We start from the raw sequence: 18,518 nt of genomic DNA, 5'->3' as shown, positions 1-18,518 counted from the left end.
GCCGAGCATGCGCGAACGTCGTTTCGAGCTGCGGCTGCAGCCGACGCACGCCGGCGACGACTGGGGCTTCCGTCTCTGCGAGACGTTCAACAACACCACCGAGGCGGTGGCGAAGGTCGATGCAGCACGCGCCACTCAATTCAGACGGACGGTGGTCGAAGCGGTCGAAGCGTCCGGCTACCCGCCCACGTCCGTCTCACCGCGACGATGCCGACCCTTCAATCTGCAGCAAGGCCCCGGAGTGCGGCTGGCTCTGACGGTCTGCGCATCACTGCCGGTGGCGAGGCCGCAACGACGGCGGGCGATCGTCGACGGCGTGGATGCCCTGTCGCCCGAAGAAGCGCTGTACTGGTATGCACGAACAACCGGCCCCGAGCGCGGACGGGCACTGCGGGCACTGCGGCTGCTGCTAGCCGATGACTGAAAGCGGCCGACCCCGACTGCTGATCGAGGACTGGTTTCCGGTCGCCGAGCTTGGCATCGAATCAGTGCGCGAACGCGCTGTCGCTATGGACTTGCCGCCACTCTTTGCGCTGCATGTGTGGTGGGCCAGACGGCCGCTGGTCGCAAGCGCTGGAGCCATTCTTGCGAGTCTCTTGCCTACGTGGTCCCCAACACTCGCTAGCCAGTTTGATGACCAAGAGGACCTGTCTACGCCAGAGGCATATCGACTTTGGTTTCTGCACCTCTGCGGCATCTGGGGAAATCCGGTGGCAGCGAAGCGAAGCTCTGACGCAGCCAAAGCCGCAGGCACGACACTGAAGCACAACCCATTCGGTTACAAGCAGGCATTCAAGAACTCGCCCGACGCAGGCAACGTTAATCTCCTTCATGAGGTACTCCGATACACATGGAATCGCGTGCCGACGCTGCTCGACCCGACGGCAGGAGGCGGCTCAATTCCATACCAAGCGGTGCGTTATCGGCTACATGCCCACGCGAATGATCTCAACCCAGTTGCGGCTTCCATTCTGCGCTCGGCCGTCGAGTTTCCAACATACTTCGGTGACGAAATCGTTGGAGACTTGCAGCGCTGCGGTTCGATGCTCGTCAGGCGCCTACAGACGCGGCTCCAAAGCTATTTTCCGTCGCTGCCAGAGGAACAAGTAACAAACTACATATTCGCCCGGACAGTGGTCTGTCCGCGTACGGGCAAGAGGGTGCCTCTGGTGGGTGATTGGGCCTTGCGCCGCGGCAACACACCGGTTGCGGCGCGACTGGTCACAGAGCGATCCGCCAACATTCTTGACGAACCAGAATTTGAGATCGTCGAGGGGACTGCGGCACAATTCGATACCAAGAAGGCAGGCACGTGGTCACGCGGAAAGGCGGTCTCGCCCTGGGATCACTTGGTGATCGACAGCGACTACATCAAGGACGAAGCCCGAGCGGGACGGATGGGCGAAATGCTATACGCAGTCGCGATCCGCTCGGCGAAGGGCCGCAGCTATCGCGCGCCAACCGAAGTGGACCTCGACGCCCTTGCCGCCGCGGAGGCCGAGTTGGAGCAGTTGTTGCCGAAGTGGGAGCGCGATGATGTGCTTCCCACGGAAGCCATCCCGTTCGGTAACAAGACGGATGAACCACACAACTACGGGATGACGCGCTGGCGAGATATGTTCACACCGCGGCAACTACTTGTCCATGGCACTTTCGTTGAGGAATTTCGCAAGCTGATTCCCGAGGTGCGCGACGATCTGGGTAAGCAAGATCGGGCGGATGCCGTATTGGCATTGCTTGCAATGATCCTCGGCAAAGCCGTCAACTACAACGCTCGGCTCTGTTCATGGCACGCGGGCCGCGAAGTAACTCGCTCTGTCTTTGACTCACACAACTTTGCGTTTAAGCACGCCTTTGCCGAGTTCGAGAGTGGAACTGATTTGTTCCAGTGGAGTTTTCAACGCGGTGTAATGAGAGCGTACGTAGGCCTCACAACGCCATTTCATCCTGTCAATGAGGGTGCCACTCTCGGAAATACTGGAGCAGCAGCCACAACCGTTGCCGTTACCCGTGAGAACGGGGGAAACTTGACTTCGCTGGCTGACGAGTCGCAAACTCTCGTGTGCATCGACCCACCGTACTACGACAACGTCATGTACGCCGAGTTGGCGGACTATTTCTATGTCTGGCACAAGCGGACGCTGGGAGGGTTGTGGCCCGATCTCTTTGTAGATCAACTCACCAACAAGGATGACGAAGCAGTCACCAACAAGGCGCGCTTTAGCCATGCGGGCAGACGGGCTAAGTCATTGGCCGATCATGACTACACGGCGAAAATGAGAGCTATCTTCGCCGAGTGTCACCGCGTGCTCGCTCCTAATGGAGTCATGACCGTGATGTTCACTCACAAGCGAGCTGACGCGTGGGATTCGCTTGGCACGGCATTGTTGCAGGCCGGGTTCGAGATTCGCGCGTCTTGGCCGGTTCACACGGAGAGTGAGCAGTCGCTCCACCAAGCCCGTCAGAACGCAGTCAAGTCGACGGTGTTCTTGAGTTGCCGCAAGCGTGTCGGCAGCACGGCCAGCGGTGACACCGTGTACCTCGACGACATCGCTGCGGAAATACGTGATGTTTCGGGCGCTGCGCTTGAGCGTGGGCACGCGCAGGGTCTCGTGGGCGTGGATCTGTTGCTGTCCACGTACGGCCCTGCGTTGTCGGTGCTGTCCTCGCGGTGGCCGGTGTATGCCGCGGAGGCTGACGAGACCACCGGGCAGTCTCGGCTGTTGCGGCCAGAAGAAGCGCTGGATGTCGCCCGAGGCGAGGTGCTGCGTCGCGAGCGGATGCGGTTGGTGGGCCGCGACATCGAATTCGACCCACTCACCGACTTCACGTTGTTGGCGTGGAGCACGTTCGGTGCCCGTGAGTTTCCCTACGACGAGGCTCGGAAGCTGGCCTTGTCCGTCAGCGATCTCGATCTTGACGATGTCGTCAACGCGAAGCTGGTCAGCGCAACGAAGGGCACGGTGAGCTTGACTGAGCCGCGGCTTCGTCTGCGCCGAGAGACGGACGCTCACCTGCCGGGTATCGATCGCTCCCGCACGGCCGTCGAGGTGTGGGTGGACGCAATCCACACCGCGGCGTACATCACTGCGCAAGACGGTGCGGGGGCAGCAAAGCGGTGGCTGGACGAACGCGAACTCACCGAGAACCCTGCATTCGGGTCGTGCCTGCAGGCGTTCGTGCGCGCGCTTCCGAACACCAAGCATCAAGGAGAATGGAACGTCCCCGAGGCCGGGCACCTGCACTCGCTCGTGACGACCTACTTCGAGAACATCGAACTTCCGCCCGACCCGATGGAGGTTGTCATCGAGGCACCGTCGCTGCCGGGCATGGCGAATGACTGAGGACGGTTTCGTCGGGCTGAGTCTGCGACCCCGTTACGACTCGCTCGACGATCCGCTGAACACGTTCTACGTGCCAGTCTTGCAGCAGGCGTCGACGTATGACCGGGTGGCGGGATACTTCTCGTCGTCGGCGTTCATGTCGGCAGCCGCAGGGCTGGCGCGATTCGTCGGCAACAATGGCGCCATCAGGCTGCTGGTGGGCGCGCAGTTGTCCGAAGCTGATCGTGACGCGTTGCTGGGCAACGCGCCCTTGGCCGACGTTGTGGCTCGCAGTCTCAGTGGCGAGCTGGATCGCGCCTTGAGTGCCGACGAAATCGCTTACCACCGTTTCGGGGTGATCGCTTGGCTGGTGCAGCAGGGGCGTCTTCAGATCCGGATCGGCGTGCCGTGCGACCCGAGCGGCGTTCCGTTGGCCGGTGCTGATGCAGGGCAGCGCTACTTCCACGCCAAGTTCGGCGTGCTGGCTGACGATGCGGGCAACCGAGTGGCGTTCACCGGCAGCATCAACGAGTCGGCTTCTGGCTGGCAGCACAATTTCGAGTCGTTCAGCGTGTACCGGTCGTGGCGTGCCGAGACTTGGGCGGAATACGGCGAGCCGCTGGCAAGAGAATTCGACGAGCTGTGGAGCGGCCACCCGCCTTCAGGCGACGGCGATGAGCATGCGGCGACTGGGGCCTCATGGCGGACTGTGCCGTTGCCCCAAGCGGTGCGGGACCGGCTGGTGCAGCTCGTGTCGCCCGGTTGGACTCCGCCGCCGCGCGACCCGCTGGAGCCGCCAGCCTTGCTGACCCCTTCCGAGCTCGAGCATCTGGACGCGATCCGCGCGGCGCCGGGCACGTGCTCTGGTGTCGGACTGGTCTCGGCAGCCGTCGAGCCGTGGCCGCATCAGCTCTCCATCGCGCGGCGCATCACCGAGACATGGCCGCGTTCGTACCTGCTGGCCGATGAGGTCGGGCTGGGCAAGACGATCGAGACCGGTTTGGTGCTGCGGGAGCTGCTGCTGTCGGGCCGTCTCCGCACTGCGTTGCTGCTGGTTCCCGCTTCGGTGCTGATCCAGTGGCAGGAGGAACTCAGCGAGAAGTTCCTGCTGGACATCCCACGGCTGGACAGCGGCGATTTGGTGTGGGCTGACGGCAGACGTCACAAGGCCGCGGCATCCGGCGAGAGCGCGTGGAGGTCCGCGCCGGTGCTGCTGGCATCCTCTCATCTCGCTCGACGGCGGGAACAACGTGCGGCGCTGATCGAGGGCGCCGCTTGGGATCTCGTGTTCGTGGACGAAGCACATCACGCCCGCAGGCGGGGCGCCAAGGCGTCGGACTCGCCGAACCAGATGCTGGCCACGCTGACGGCGATGAAACGTGCGGGCATGTGGCAGGTGCTGCTGCTGGCATCTGCCACACCGATGCAGATGAGCACCCACGACATCTGGGACCTGCTGCAGCTCTTCGGCCTTCCCTCGCCGTGGAGCGATTCGGCGGAGCGCATGGAGCGGTACTTCGGCGAGTTCGGTGCCGAATTCGCCGACCGTGACTGGCAGTTCCTTCGCAGGATGCTGGCTGGGCACTTCGCAGTAGCCGATGCTGACCCCACGCTCGTTGCCGAGATGACGCAGCAACTTCGCCTCGTCGCGGCGAAGCGCATCATCGAGTTCCACAAGCGGCCGTACACAAAGAACTCGACGCGAGACCTGACGAAGGATCAGGAATCGTGCTGGGACGCTTGGCTGCGGGCCAGCACACCGGTGCGCGACCGGGTGTTCCGAACCACACGGGCAACACTGCGCACGTACCAAGCCGAGGGCGTGCTGCCCGAAGGGTCAGTGGTTCCCGAGCGCACGGTGACGCACGAGTCGTGCGATCTGGGTCAGCAGGCCGAGACGCTCTACGGCCGCATCGACAGCTACATCAAGCGCCACTACGACGCCTACTTGGCCGACCGTGGCCACCGGCGGCCCTTGGGCTTCATCATGACCGTCTACCGGCGGCGGCTCACGTCAAGCTTTCACGCGGTGCGCTGCTCGCTCGAACGGCGGCGAGACGTGCTTCAGGGTCGCCGCCAACTGGGGGCATTCGTCGACGACGACGACCTGATGTCATCTCAGGAGTCCAACGCTCCAGCCGGCAACGGCACGGCTGCCTCGTCGGCAGCCCTGGGCGGTGCGGATGCCGCGTCAGCGTGGGGCCCGGAGTCCGTCGATGCCGACTGGGACGACATGGCGGCTGCGACAGTCAGCGAACACTTGGCCGACGAACTGGCTGAGCTGGCGAGCTTCATCGACGAACTGAGCAAACTGCCGCCCGACGAGCCCAAGACGAGCCTGCTGTACGAGCTGCTCGAATCGAGCTTCATGGGCGGACATCGAAGCGTGGTGGTGTTCACCCAGTACGCCGACACGCTGCGCTATCTGCGCGATCGCTTGCGGGTCTTCTACGGCTCAGGGATCGTGTGCTACTACGGCGGGCGGGGCGAGCGGTGGGACCCCGACGCTGGCGACTGGGCAGTCATCTCGAAGGAGCGCGTCAAGGAACTGTTCCGCCAAGGCGATGACGTGCGGATCATGCTGGGCACCGACTCGATGTCGGAAGGCCTGAACCTGCAGACATGCGCCCGGGTCATCAACTACGACCTGCCGTGGAACTTCATGCGCGTCGAGCAGCGCATCGGCCGTGTCGACCGCATCGGAGGCCAGCCCCGTGTGGAGGTCACGAACCTGTCCTACAAAGGCACGGTCGAGGACGACATCTTGCGGCGCATCGAGGACCGCCTGAGCTGGTTCACCACCATCGTCGGCAACGCACAACCGGTGCTGGCGTCGATGGAATCAGCCATCCAGCGAGCCGCCCTGGGCCAGATCACCCCTGACCTCGCCGTCCACGAGATCGAACAGATGAACCGCCAAGCCATGGCCTCCCCGGTCAAGCTCGCAGACCTCGACGCAGTGCCGCGCCACACCGAACCGCTGCACCCCGCCATGGACCTCAGCGGCCTCAAAGACGCGCTGATGGCGATCACGCCGTGCGCACAACGCCTGAGCCCACACCCTGACATCGATGGAGCATGGCTCCTGCACCTCGACGACTCGCCCTGCGCCGTCACCTTCGACCCCGCCCAAGTACAGCAACACGACGGCCTGTCCCTGCTCACCTGGGGCAGTGCACTACTCAACGAACTTCTTGACATCGCCGGGTCCGGGGCATGTGCGAGTTCCGTGGCAGTCCCCTGAACTGCGGTGATAATTCCAAGTTCGCTGTTCTCGGAACGCGAACGCCTCGATTCCAGAACGCGTTTGGCGGGACCCTCACAGCGCTACCCCACGCGGAAACCTGAAGCGCCCGAAGACGCCTCATCAGATGGGTACGCGCTTGGTTCAGCATCCCAGCAACAATCGCCGGCGCAGCCATCGCCCTGATCCTGAACCAGACAGGCATAGCGTTCATCACCGTCGCGCTCGCAGCCGGAGCAGCAGTCCGTTACCTCCGACGGTCGCCAGACGACCGCGCAAGTATCATGAACTCAATACGTGCCTAGTTCAAAGGCCGGATAGACTGATCCGCGATGACAGACAGGTTGTCAGAATTGAAATATGACGCTGATGCTTGGCTGCGTACAGCGAAAAATATTGAGTGGACGAAGTCGGACACACCGTATGAATTCGCTTTAGACGACGACACCCGGGCGAGTTACCGCGTCTGGTTTGCGGCGCTTTCCATGTCTTGCGAACTATGGCTGAAATACCTATACGCCGTCTACGCATACGAGATATATCCACACGGCCACAAGCTCACAGAAATCTACGATACTTTGCCTGAATCTGCCAAAGTATTGCTTGATTCACGATTCATATACGAGAGGGAAAACAACCTTTGGGAACCCATCGTCATGGATGCTGAACGGCATGCAAACAGTCCATTTGGGCAAGACACGAAGACGAGCCTGACTATAGACGCAAGTAGGTTCCGTAGCTTCTTTCAGTTGCTTGACAGTACTCGGTCCGACTTTGCTCCCTGCATCGACAGATACCAGTTCGAACAGTACGCGGACACATCATTCACACCGTATCTTTCGAGGTCGGCCGAGCAGATCGCAGAAATACTCGGACGCGCCTGCCGTCCGGGCAATCACCGTGTGCTGCCGGGTGACCTGCGTTTGAGGCGACACCCGCACGCAAGAGTTTACTTCGTCTCCACCCACCCAATTGAAGACGATGGACCAACGGCATGTTCGCCAAGTCCTATGTAAACACGCCTTAGAGCGTTGACGATCTTCCACTTGGCCGAGTTCAACTGGCGGTAACTGTGGACAGTGAAGCCCCACAAGGCGCAGACGCTCAGCATGATCGCCGCGGAGAAAAACAGCGGCAATAGGGCAGCTTTCTCGATGGAGAGGCCGAAAGCGGCCAACGCGACCGATACCACGGAGTTGACCAGAAGGAAGAAGTTGTTCGCCATACCCCGTCGGTGGCTGACCTTCTCGGCAGACTCCACATAGAGCCCGTACTGCGTGATCAGGGTGCTCATGCTGTCACCGTCAAATGCTTGCTCTGAATTCCAAAGTGCCGCTCGGATCGCCTGCTGTCGCTCCATCTCGGTTGCGTTTCGAGGATTGTCAGGTGCTTGAGATCGTTTCCAGATTCTTCGCATGGCAGTCCTCTACCGATGGGCTGACGCCACCACATCCAGTCGTCGAACGAAGCATAAGAAATGTCAGCGAGTCCTACTTGCCCAAAGGACGGGACTGTCCGACGCTCCCTTGTCAACCTGCAGGTGCGAGGGGCCGGTTTCGGGTCTGTTTGTCGCGCCACATCCGTCGGATGACGCGGTCGACGAGTTGGCGTTACAGAGATTCGAGGCGGCTGACCCAAGCGTCGAAGCGGGGGCAGGCTGCTCGGATTGTTTCGAGACCGATCTCTCTCGCGATGGCCGGGCCATGCAGGCGCTTGCGGAAGCTCGGAACTGCGAGAGCGATGCGCTTGCTCGGAGCAGTGATGCGATCATCATTGATCTCTTCGGGAGTCGCGAACTGCCGAGCGACCTGCTGGAGCGCATTCAGAGCGTTCGGCGGCAGGCTCGGAATGATGTTGAACGCAGCCGGGGCCGAGAACAGCAACGCCTCGAACTCGTGCAGCTGGACGTACGCGAACTGGGGAACTGTGCGGGTGCCCTGCGGGTTGTGCTGCCTGACGTTCGCGTCGATCCGCGCCTCCAGATCTGCTGCGGATTCGCCAGCCCGCTTGCCTTTGAAGCCGTAGAAATCGACCAGCGAGGTGACCGCATCGAAGTTCCACGAGAGGTTTGCCATGACGGGTGCCAGCCTGTCCACGCTGATGTCGCCGCCTCGGCCGCTGGGCTTCATGGCTGCCGCAACGACACCGTGCGCTGCAAGTTGCGGACTCAGCACCTGCTTGACGAATTCCTCTTCCGTGTCGCCCTCCACGACGATGGCGACACGCTTCACGGACGGCCGCCCAGCAGGTTCATCTGCCAGAGTTCCCCCGTCGTGTAATCCTCCTTGAGCCAGCGCTCGTACTCACCGCGACCCTCGCGGCGCACAACCGTTCTTGAATCCTCCAGTTCCATCACCACGATCTCCTCGAGACCGAAGCAGTTGACCAGTAGCGGCGATTGTGTAGCCACGATGACCTGGCACTCGCTTGCCAGCGACTCGATCATCGAGCCGACAAGGGTGACCGCGGCCGGATGCAGTCCGAGCTCGGGCTCGTCAATCAACGCGACGCTCGGCAGCATCTCGGGCGGCAGGTTCAGCAGCGTGACCAGAGCAAAAAACCGCAGCGACCCATCTGACGTGAGATGAGCACCGAAGGTCTTGTCTGAGGCGGTGCCACGCCATCGCAGCAGCACGCGCCCGTGCTCCTCTTCGAGGACGAAGCTGTCGAAGCTCGCCAGCACACGGCGGACGTTTCGCTGCACCCACTCGAAGCGATCCGGGAACTCATCCTGCAGGCGGAGCAGAACTGCTGCGAGGTTTCCACCGTCCGACCGCAGGCCCCGATTGTCGGTCACGTCCCAGCGCTGCTTCATGCTGGCGCTGGCGGACGTGTCGTGAAACTGGAACGTCCCACAGTCCTGAAGCAGCCAGCGGATGACGCGTGCCGTCGTGGCGTTGACACCGGAAAGCCGGCCTTGGGCGGCCGAATGGATGCGGGCCTCGGTATGGCCGCTGCCTGCCGATTGCCACGGCGCGTGGCCCTCGATGCCGTCACGGCTGAAGCGCAGGCGTTCCTCGGTGAACACGAATCGGTCGGGGGCACCGTAGGCGAGCGCGAACGAATACTCGTTGACACCGTCCGGTGTCGCCAAGCGGATGTTGGCCTCCATACGCGGTGTCACCTTGTTGCCCATGAACAGCTGGTCGTCGGCACCGCCTTGCAGGGCGACGAACTGTTCGAGCTTCTGCGAGCGGACCATCCAGCTCAGCATCTCGAAGAACCGCATGACGTTCGATTTGCCAGATCCGTTCGCCCCGATGAGCACCGTGACGTCGCCGAGGCCAGTCAGCTGCACATCGGCGAGCGACCGAAAGCCACGAATCGAGACCGACTCAAGGCGGGACCGAGACTCGGCCGCACTCGTCTCGCGGATCGCGTGTTCTCGCAGGTGGGGTTCGCTGTCCATAAGGCCGGCACTCTCACATCGAAGTCAGCCCGGCACCCGCCGAGCACCGTCGGAAAACGCCAAGGCGCGACGCAATCCTACGGCGAGGCCAGCTGTGGGGCCTGCAACGCGGGTCTATCTTGCAGGCGCGGACAGTGCCTTCCCCGCCGACCAGTCAGGGGGAAGCGCGTTAGTGGGCATTCCGGCCATGCCCCGATCCTCTCGCCGTGCTCCTGCCCGCCGCTGCGAGCGGGAGCATCACGAGTTCGTGGGCGAACTCCAGCAGCCGCACGGCGATGGCGAACGCGGCCGCGTCGCCCACTCCAAAGCGCTCGGCCAGCAGGGCCGCCACCACGACCTCGCGCACGCCGAGCCCCGCCGGCATGATGCCCACCATCCCGACGACAATTCCTGCAGCGGTCGCCCCTGCAATCAGCCAGACGTCGTCGGCACCGGCGGCTAGCAGCGACCCCGCGAGCAGCACCGCCGCCATGAGACGTTGCGCCACGGCCAATCCGTAGACGAATGTTGCCCGCCACACAGCCGCCCGCTCTGCGCTGAGCGCGTCGGGCTGAACCAGCCCGGAGATCCGGCGCAGGAGGCCCACTCGCCGCATCAGACCGTCGATGCGGCGCCACCACGCCCCAGCGCCCGCCAGCGTCCACGGCAGGGTCACCAGGCCGGCCGCAGCGGCGACGCCGATCACGATGCGGGCGAACCAGCCCCCGGCGGTTCCCAGCCAATCGGCTGGCGCCCACAGTGCCGCGAACACTGCCGACCAGCCGACCAGCGTGGCAGTCTCGACTACCACCGACGCCCCGGCGGCGGCTCGCTTGACGCCCAGCGGGGCAGCAAGGCCGGCTCGGACGACGATGGGCACCAGCCCGGTCGGCAGGTAGCGCGTTGCCTGGGACAGCATCCAGATGCGCAACGCCGGGCGTTGCGCCAGCGGAGTGCCGTAGCCGCCGATGAGTTCCCGCCATCCGAGTGCCAGGCACCATGTCGCGGTCATCGACACCACCACGGCCGCCACCAGCCCAACGGCGTCGACCTGAAGGTCAATCTGGCGCAGGTCATCCCAGTAGCGGACGGCGAGCCAGACGATCATCGCCGCGGTTGCCAGCCCGACCGCCCACCGTACGGCGGTGCCCGATCGCCCTCGCTCGCCGGTGCCGCCGTCCGAGCCCGTCACGACGGCGCCGATTCGCCGCCGCTCATCGGCCGCCCCGCCAGCATCCCGCCGAGCGTACCGAGGCCCCGAGTCCTCAGCGGATGGGCGAAGTAAGGCAGGAATCCCGAACTAGGGACTCAATCGAGCGGACCTGCTCCAGGGACTGCGAGCTCGACCGATTGCTCGTCGAGGTCACCCCGAGCATCGGCCGCCAAAACATCGGCGAGCGCCTCAACCAGCCTGTGGTCTGCCCAGCCTGCGGACGTGGCTTCACCCACGAGGCGCGCTGCTTCAAGCGTCAGCGGTGACCAGTCGCCATTGACCGTCAACATCGTCAAGTCAGCAAGCAGGCCCGATACATCAGCAGGTCCCGTCGGCAGCCACGACTCCAAGACCGCGCGCGAATCGCCTGTCGACATCGGTCGCCGAGATCGTTCCACGGATTCGCCTGCACTCACCACCCAACCAATCTAGCACCGGTGCCGTACATGTTTTAATTATGTTTCGATATATTTCAGTGCTCTCGTGTCTTGTTGACTCGGCGTTCAAGAAGTTGGCCATACGACCCTTGAGGTCACACCAGGCGGGCACATTCACATTCTCAGTGGCATGCAGCACACAACCCCCACATCAGCCCGCGAACTGAGGGCCATCTTCAACTCAGACGTCCTGCCACGAGAGCGCAACGGGGAGTACTTCAAGCTCCCGTTGCCGCCAACAGCGGCGGCGGCCTCATCGGGTCAACCGCCCGGAACACTGAGTCAGACGGTCATCTACATGAATGGACACGAGGTGGTCGCCTACGCGCACCAGTTTGTCTCGGCTGACGGCGAAACCGGCGCATCAGGCCTCCCCGACCCCAAGCTCGTGCTCTTCGAGGGAGAATGGTTGAGCGTTGACGACTCGCCGAGTGCACCGCTGGCTCCAATTCGGACTTCTCAGCCTCCTCTCGCGGATCCGTAATGGCGCGGATTGCTTGCCAGACTGGGCGTATGCGTGTGGTGCTGGTGACGCCGGGGTTCCCTACCTCGCTGGACGATCATCACAAGCCGTTCCTGGCCGACCACGCACGAGCGCTTGCCGCAGCGGGCGCGGATGTGACGGTGGTGTGTCCCGCTCATCCCGACGCGCCACGCCGCCGTGACGTCGACGGCATTGAGGTGCGTCGGGTTCGGTTCGCTCCTGCGCGCATCGAAGCCCGGGTGGCACTGGGCGAGAGCTACCGGGTGTTCTCGGGCCTGGCGGCGCTGTGGGTCATCCCGATGATCGCCAGGCTCACGCTGACCGCGGCCCGCCAGGCGCGCAACCGTGTCGTTGGGGATGCCGCCGTCATACATGGCCACTGGTGGTTCCCGTGCGGGCTCGTGGCTGTTGGCGCCGCCATGGCGGCCGGGCGGCCCGTCGGCAGCGTCGTGCAGGTCCACGGTTCCGATGCCGCGGTCACCACCAACGCAGTGCACCGCTGGCTTGCCCGCCGGGTGCTTCGCCGGGCCGGTGCCGTGGTGACCGTGTCAGAGGACTTGCGCGACTGGGCTGCGTCACTCCTGCCACGTCGTGGCGGCCTGCGCCCGCCGCCGAGTGCTGAGCCCGAAGGTCGGCGCTCCGGCCCGCTGCTGCGGATCGTCTCGATGCCGGTCGGCGCCGACCGGCTCGGAACGCCGACGCCCACTCCCCCCGACGGACCCGTCGTCGCCGTCGGGCGACTGATGTCCGAGAAAGGCTTCGACGTGCTGATCGAGGCCGTGGCGCTGATGCCTTCAGCGGAACGGCCCGACGTGGTCATCGTCGGCGACGGCCCCGACCGGACGCTGCTCGCGGCACTGGCCATGCGCCGCGGCGTGACCGTTCAGTTCGCCGGCGCAGTCGCCCCAGCAGAGATCGGCGAGTGGTACCGGCGAGCCCGCCTGGTGTGCGTGCCCAGCCGGCGTGAAGGCTTCGGCATGGTGGTCGCCGAGGCCCTCGCAGCAGGCCGTGCAGTCGTCGCAACCAAGGTCGGCGCTGCGCCGCAATTCATCGCCGACGGCACCAACGGCTACCTGGTCCGGCCCGACGACGCCCGGGCACTGGCCGACGCACTCACCACAGCCCTGCAATCAGATCTCGGCGCGGGCGCCTCCTCAAGCCCAGCGGCGCTCGCACCCTTCGGTCCGCAAGCCCACGCTGCCGCGCTGCTCGAGATCTACGCCGAGCTCGGCGGGGGCTAGAGCTCGGCGACGATCTCCGCCATGAGCTCGCCGGCCTCGGTCGGGTTCAGCCCGACGCGCACACCGGCGTCGCGCAGCGCGTCCATCTTGGCCGCAGCCGTTCCTTTGCCGCCTGACACGATGGCACCGGCGTGGCCCATCTTCTTGCCCGGGGGCGCGGTGACCCCGGCGATGTAGCTCGACACCGGCTTTGACATGTTGTGCTTGATGTACTCGGCGGCCTCTTCCTCGGCCGAGCCGCCGATCTCGCCGATCATCATCACGGCCTTGGTGTCGGGATCGGCTTCGAACGCTTCGAGGCAGTCGATGAACGATGTGCCCGGCACGGGGTCGCCGCCGATGCCCACGCAGGTCGTGACGCCGATGTCCTTTTGCTGCAGCTCGTACAGCGCCTGGTAGGTCAGCGTGCCCGACCGGCTCACGATTCCGACGGGACCGCCGGACTTGGCGATGTGGCCCGCCGTGATGCCGATGTTGCACTCGCCCGGCGTGATGATGCCCGGGCAGTTCGGCCCCAGCAGCCGGACCCCGGGGAAGTCGCGCTTCAGCATGTTGAAAAAGCGGGCCTCATCGTGCGCCGGCACGCCCTCGGTGATGCACGCCACGAACTCGATGCCCGCCTCGGCTGCGTCCATCACGGCGGAGAACACGCCCGGTGCCGGGATGAAGATGCACGAGGCATTGGCGCCGGTCGCTGCTACTGCCTCGGTGCAGTTGGCAAATACCGGCACGCCTTCCACGTCGGTGCCCGCCTTGCGGGGATTGGTGCCGGCCACCACGTTGGTGCCGTAGTCGCGGTTCAGCATGCCGTAGTACCGGCCCTGCGAGCCGGTGAGGCCCTGGTAGACGACCTTGGTGTCCTTGTCGACGAAGATGCTCACGTCATGCCCTTGCCGCGACCGTCACGGCCGCATCACGTTTGATTGAACGAATTGCCCTGCGGGGAATGCTCACGTCATGCCCTTGCCGCGACCGTCACGGCCGCATCACGTTTGATTGAACGAATTGCCCTGCGGGGAATGCTCATCTGAAGCTCCCGTTCAGCTCGCTGCCGCGGCCATCGCGACGGCTCGACGGGCAGCGTCGAGCATGGTCGGTTCCATCACGAGCTTCTCGTTGAGGTGAGGGGCGAGGATCTCGCGGCCCTCTGCAGCGTTGGTGCCGTCGAGGCGCAGCACGATCGGCGCTTCGATGTCAACCGCTTCGAGCGCCCCGATGATGCCGTTGGCCACTTCCTCGCCGCGGGTGATGCCGCCGAAGATGTTGATGAAGATGGCCCGCACGTCGGGGTCGTTGTTGATGACCTCAAGCGCATTGGCCATCACCTGTGCATTCGCGCCGCCGCCGATGTCGAGGAAGTTGGCGGGCTTGCCGCCCACCTGGTTCACCACGTCGACCGTGCTCATGGCCAACCCGGCGCCGTTGGCAATGACGCCGACGCTTCCCGCCAAGCCCACGTACTGCAGCCCCTTGGCATGGGCGGCCTCCTCGCGCTCGTCACGCGGCTGGGTCTCGTCGTACTGCTCGTAGTCGCTATGACGGAACACCGCGTTCGAATCGAGGGTGACCTTGGCGTCGAGCACGTGCACCCGGTTGGCGGGCGTAAGGATCAGCGGGTTGATCTCGACGAGGTCGGCGTCGCCTTCGGTGTAGGCGGTGTAGAGCTGCTGGAGGATTTCGACGGCCTGATCGGTGGCGACGGGGTTGAGGTTGGCGCCCTCCACCCAGGCTCGGGCGGCCTCGGCGGTGAGTCCAACGGCTGGGTCCACGAGCACCTTGGAGATGGCGTCGGGATTCTCGGCGGCAACCGTCTCGATCTCCACGCCGCCCTCGGCTGACAGCATCCCGAGATGCTTCTTGGCTGAGCGATCCAGCGTGAAGCTGGCGTAGTACTCCTCGGAGATGTCCGATGCCTTCTCGATCCACAGTCGCTGCACGATGTGGCCGTTGATGTCGAGCCCCAAGATGTTGGCGGCATAGGTCCGCACGTCGTCGACAGTGGCGGCGAATTTGACGCCGCCTGCCTTGCCGCGCCCGCCGGTGTGCACCTGCGCCTTGACCATCACCGGCGTGCCCAGGCGCTCCGCGGCGGCTACCGCTTCGTCCACGCTGAAGGCAACTTGGCCGTCGGATACCGGCATGCCGTAGCCCTGGAAGAACTGCTTGCCCTGATACTCGAAGAGATCCACGGCGGGGAGCATAGGAGCGAAGGGTTGTCGCCCGCTGCGGCCCGCCTCATGAGCGTGGCCAGAAAATCGAGCCCACGGTCCGCCGTCCGCTGCCTACTGTTGCCTCCTGCTGATGCGTGGCGTCACTTCCCTGCGATCCGGCCCTTTGGGCACCCTCTATTGTGAAGGAGACCAGCATGGCGATCGACGAGATCGAGCGCACCGCCATGGTGCAGCAGCTCATCAACACCTTGGGCGAACAGCCCGCCAACACGCTTATGAAGTGCATCCTCCCCGACGGCGCAGACCAAGTGGCCACCAAAGCCGACATCCACGCACTCCAAGCAGCCACGAGCGCCGACATCCACGCACTCCAAGTGGCCACCAAAGCCGACATCCACGCACTGGAAGCACGGTTGCGCGCAGAGTTCAAGACCGATCTAGCAGAATTGACGCGGACGATCGCGTCGCAGAATCGGACACTGATGTTCACGATGGCGGGCTTCATGATCACCATCTGGGGCACCGTCTTGGCACTCGGTCTGAGCTAAGCGGCGCGGCGGCCGAATCGCTGCCGGTCAGGATCGAATGCGGCGCAGGTCGGCGAAGCTCGCGACGAGCGTCTTGGTGCCGGCTTCGGCGAAGTGCACGGTGACCTCCCAGTCGTCGCCGTCGGGCCGCACTTCCTGAACGACTCCGGCACCGAAGCGGGCGTGCAGCACATCGTCGCCGACGTCGTAGCCAATATCGGCCGTCGCTGCCGGTTGGGGCTCCACAGACTTGCGGGCCGCCCGGCGACGGGCCTCCGCCCGGCGAGACTCCCGGCCCTTGGCGATGCCGTCATCATGGCGAGCGGGATCGGCTCGCTGCTGACCCCGAGCGGCGAGCTCCGCATCGTCGAGCTGGCTGTACTCGCTGGTCGGACTAGTTCCGCTGCCGCTGCGCACTCCGGCGCCGCGGTTGGCGCCCCAGTCGCTCGTAGCTGGTCGCCACGACGAGCCGTAACGGCCGGTGTCGGGCGAACGGTCGTCGAGCAGCTGCTCGGGGATCTCGCCGATGAACCGGCTCGGCGGGTTGTAGCTGGTCTGGCCGTGCAGCATCCGGCTCCAGGCATGGGTCAGGTACAGGCGCTCGCGAGCACGGGTGATGCCCACATAGGCCAGCCGACGCTCTTCTTCCAGCTCGAGCGGATCTGTCAGCGTGCGGTGGTGGGGGAAGACACCGTCTTCGAGGCCAGTCACGAACACCACGTCGAACTCGAGGCCTTTAGCTGCGTGGAGCGTCATCAGCGAGACCTGCGAGGCGTCGCTCATCTCGTCTACATCGCTGACCAGCGACACGTGCTCCAAGAACTCGTCGCACGACTCGAAGTCGGCGGCTCCGCCGACCAAGTCCTCCAGATGTTCGAGCCGTCCTTCGTCTTCGATGCTGTTCGTGTCGCGCAAGGCCTGCGCGTAGCCAGAGCCTTCTAGCGCTGTCTCGAGCACGGCAGCCGGTCCGTCGGCAACTCGAGCGGCACAGTCGGCGAGCAGCTCGCGGAACTGCACGAGCCCGGCGCGCGCCTTCCCCCGTATGTCAGTGGAATCGAGTCGGTTGATGACCTCGGTCAGCGACAGACCGTCACGGGCAGCTGCTTCGTCCAGCTTTGCGATGGAACGGTCTCCCACGCCGCGGGCGGGCTCGTTCACGATGCGTTTCAGCGAGATCTCATCGGAGGGGTTGACCGCGGCACGCAGGAATGCCAGCGCATCCTTGATCTCGCGCCGGTCGTAGAACCGGGTGCCGCCGATGATCTGGTACGGCACGTCGTTCGCGACGAGCTCTTCTTCGATCACGCGCGACTGGGCATTCGACCGGTAGAAGATCGCAGCGTCGAACCAGTCGATCCGGCCCTCGCCGTGAAGGCGTCGCAGCTCCGAGCAGACGTAGCGCGCTTCGTCTTCCTCATTGGTGCCGCGGTAGCGGATCGGCTTTGCCCCGCCGGATTGATCGGTCCACAGGTTCTTCGGCGGCCGTCCAAGGTTGTTGCGGATGACCGAATTGGCGGTGTCCAAGATCGCCTGGCTGGAGCGGTAGTTCTGGTCCAGCACGTAGGTCGAACTGTGATCGAAAGTGGCGCCGAACTCCAAGATGTTGCTGATGTCCGCGCCCCGGAACGCGTAGATCGACTGGTCGGAGTCGCCGACGACGAACACGTTCTGGGCGGGCCCGCTCAGCAGCCCGATCAACCGCACCTGCGCCAGATTCGTGTCCTGGTACTCGTCGACCAGGATGTGCGAGAAGCGCTGCCGGTAGTGCTCGGCCACGTCGCCGTGAGTGGTGAGCAGCTCCACGCCCAGCATCAGCAGATCGTCGAAGTCCATGGCGCCGGCGCGTCGCATCCGCTTCTGGTACTCGGAGTAGACCCGGGCCACGTCGCGGTTGAAGGGGCCGCCGCCGTCGGGCGAGTCGGCCAGCTCGGCTGCGTGGGTGGGCGTCGTGAGCTGGTTCTTCATGGTCGAGATCGCCGCGTGGACCGCGCGCTCGTTGTATCGCTTGGGGTCCAAGTCGAGGTCGCGCACCACATAGCGGGTGAGCCGCCGTGAGTCCGCTTGGTCGTAGATGCTGAACGTGGCGGGGTAGCCGAGCACGTCGGCGTGGCTGCGCAGGATTCGGGCGCAGGCGCTGTGGAAGGTGGAGATCCACATCCGCTGCGCCACCGAGCCCACCAGGCTGCCGATGCGCTCGCGCATCTCCCCCGCCGCCTTGTTGGTGAAGGTGATCGCCAGCAAGCCGAACGGGCTGAGCTGGCGCTGCGCCAGCAGGTAGGCGATGCGGTGGCTCAGCACCCGCGTCTTGCCAGAGCCGGCCCCGGCCACCACGAGCGCCGGGCCGTCGCCGTGGGTGACCGCGGCGCGCTGACCGGCGTTCAGCGGCGCGAGGATCAGATCGTCGCCAGTGCTCATCGGCACCGGCTCTCGGACACGGCAGGCACCCATGGGATTGAGCCGCTCCTGATTGCGGCCGTCACCGAAGGACCC

General features: G+C 64.5%; 14 protein-coding genes. 6 read left to right on the top strand and 8 right to left on the bottom strand.

Features of this window, described 5'->3' with window-relative positions; translation table 11 throughout:
* The first annotated feature begins 7 nt into the window (after window positions 1–7).
* The 3 genes from ACOGJB_RS13495 to ACOGJB_RS13485 are packed head-to-tail and all read left to right on the top strand — an operon-like array spanning window position 8 to window position 6,567.
* A complete protein-coding gene (locus ACOGJB_RS13495) occupies window positions 8–424 on the top strand; it encodes a DUF7680 family protein (RefSeq protein ID WP_419837621.1) in 417 nt (138 codons plus the stop codon).
* Window positions 417–3,344 (top strand): DUF1156 domain-containing protein, encoded by a 2,928-nt coding sequence (locus ACOGJB_RS13490; RefSeq protein ID WP_419837620.1) that lies wholly within the window; start codon window positions 417–419, stop codon window positions 3,342–3,344. Before ACOGJB_RS13495 ends, ACOGJB_RS13490 begins: the two co-directional genes overlap by 8 nt.
* A complete protein-coding gene (locus ACOGJB_RS13485; RefSeq protein ID WP_419837619.1) occupies window positions 3,337–6,567 on the top strand; it encodes a DEAD/DEAH box helicase in 3,231 nt (1,076 codons plus the stop codon). Before ACOGJB_RS13490 ends, ACOGJB_RS13485 begins: the two co-directional genes overlap by 8 nt.
* A gap of 949 nt (window positions 6,568–7,516) precedes the next feature.
* Here the strand turns inward: ACOGJB_RS13485 and ACOGJB_RS13480 are convergent.
* From ACOGJB_RS13480 to ACOGJB_RS13460, 5 genes are all read right to left on the bottom strand, one after another.
* On the bottom strand, window positions 7,517–7,861 hold the full coding sequence (locus ACOGJB_RS13480) for a RipA family octameric membrane protein (protein ID WP_419837618.1): 345 nt from the start codon (window positions 7,859–7,861) through the stop codon (window positions 7,517–7,519).
* Between the two features lie 316 nt (window positions 7,862–8,177).
* Window positions 8,178–8,798 carry a DUF4276 family protein gene (locus tag ACOGJB_RS13475; RefSeq protein WP_419837617.1) on the bottom strand — a complete coding sequence of 207 codons (621 nt, stop codon included), beginning with the start codon at window positions 8,796–8,798 and terminating at the stop codon, window positions 8,178–8,180.
* A complete protein-coding gene (locus ACOGJB_RS13470) occupies window positions 8,795–9,976 on the bottom strand; it encodes an AAA family ATPase (RefSeq protein ID WP_419837616.1) in 1,182 nt (393 codons plus the stop codon). Before ACOGJB_RS13470 ends, ACOGJB_RS13475 begins: the two co-directional genes overlap by 4 nt.
* Window positions 9,977–10,145: 169 nt before the next feature.
* Window positions 10,146–11,147, bottom strand: a complete 1,002-nt coding sequence (locus ACOGJB_RS13465) for a lysylphosphatidylglycerol synthase domain-containing protein (protein ID WP_419837615.1) — start codon at window positions 11,145–11,147, stop codon at window positions 10,146–10,148.
* Window positions 11,148–11,263: 116 nt separating this feature from the next.
* On the bottom strand, window positions 11,264–11,545 hold the full coding sequence (locus ACOGJB_RS13460) for a hypothetical protein (RefSeq protein ID WP_419837614.1): 282 nt from the start codon (window positions 11,543–11,545) through the stop codon (window positions 11,264–11,266).
* A 190-nt stretch (window positions 11,546–11,735) separates the two neighbouring features.
* On the opposite strand from ACOGJB_RS13460, the gene ACOGJB_RS13455 reads away from it, so the two are divergent.
* Window positions 11,736–12,089, top strand: a complete 354-nt coding sequence (locus ACOGJB_RS13455) for a hypothetical protein (protein WP_419837613.1) — start codon at window positions 11,736–11,738, stop codon at window positions 12,087–12,089.
* A gap of 29 nt (window positions 12,090–12,118) precedes the next feature.
* Window positions 12,119–13,330, top strand: coding sequence for a glycosyltransferase (locus ACOGJB_RS13450; protein ID WP_419837612.1), 1,212 nt, complete (start codon window positions 12,119–12,121; stop codon window positions 13,328–13,330).
* Here the strand turns inward: ACOGJB_RS13450 and sucD are convergent.
* Complete coding sequence (gene sucD / locus ACOGJB_RS13445; protein ID WP_419837611.1) at window positions 13,327–14,211, bottom strand: succinate--CoA ligase subunit alpha; 885 nt, start codon at window positions 14,209–14,211, stop codon at window positions 13,327–13,329. The genes ACOGJB_RS13450 and sucD overlap by 4 nt on opposite strands.
* A 159-nt stretch (window positions 14,212–14,370) precedes the next feature.
* Window positions 14,371–15,519: an ADP-forming succinate--CoA ligase subunit beta gene (gene sucC, locus ACOGJB_RS13440; protein ID WP_419837610.1), complete on the bottom strand. Its 1,149-nt coding sequence runs from the start codon at window positions 15,517–15,519 to the stop codon at window positions 14,371–14,373.
* Window positions 15,520–15,695: 176 nt separating this feature from the next.
* Between sucC and ACOGJB_RS13435 the strand changes: the two genes are divergently transcribed.
* Window positions 15,696–16,049, top strand: a complete 354-nt coding sequence (locus ACOGJB_RS13435; protein ID WP_419837609.1) for a hypothetical protein — start codon at window positions 15,696–15,698, stop codon at window positions 16,047–16,049.
* A gap of 27 nt (window positions 16,050–16,076) precedes the next feature.
* Here ACOGJB_RS13435 and ACOGJB_RS13430 read toward each other — a convergent pair whose 3' ends face one another.
* Window positions 16,077–18,443 (bottom strand): ATP-dependent helicase, encoded by a 2,367-nt coding sequence (locus ACOGJB_RS13430; RefSeq protein WP_419837608.1) that lies wholly within the window; start codon window positions 18,441–18,443, stop codon window positions 16,077–16,079.
* Between the last annotated feature and the right edge of the window lie 75 nt (window positions 18,444–18,518).

It is taken from the genome of Candidatus Poriferisodalis sp. (assembly GCF_965208895.1).
GTDB lineage: Bacteria > Actinomycetota > Acidimicrobiia > Acidimicrobiales > Poriferisodalaceae > Poriferisodalis.
This window is presented reverse-complemented; position numbering and strand designations above follow the sequence as displayed.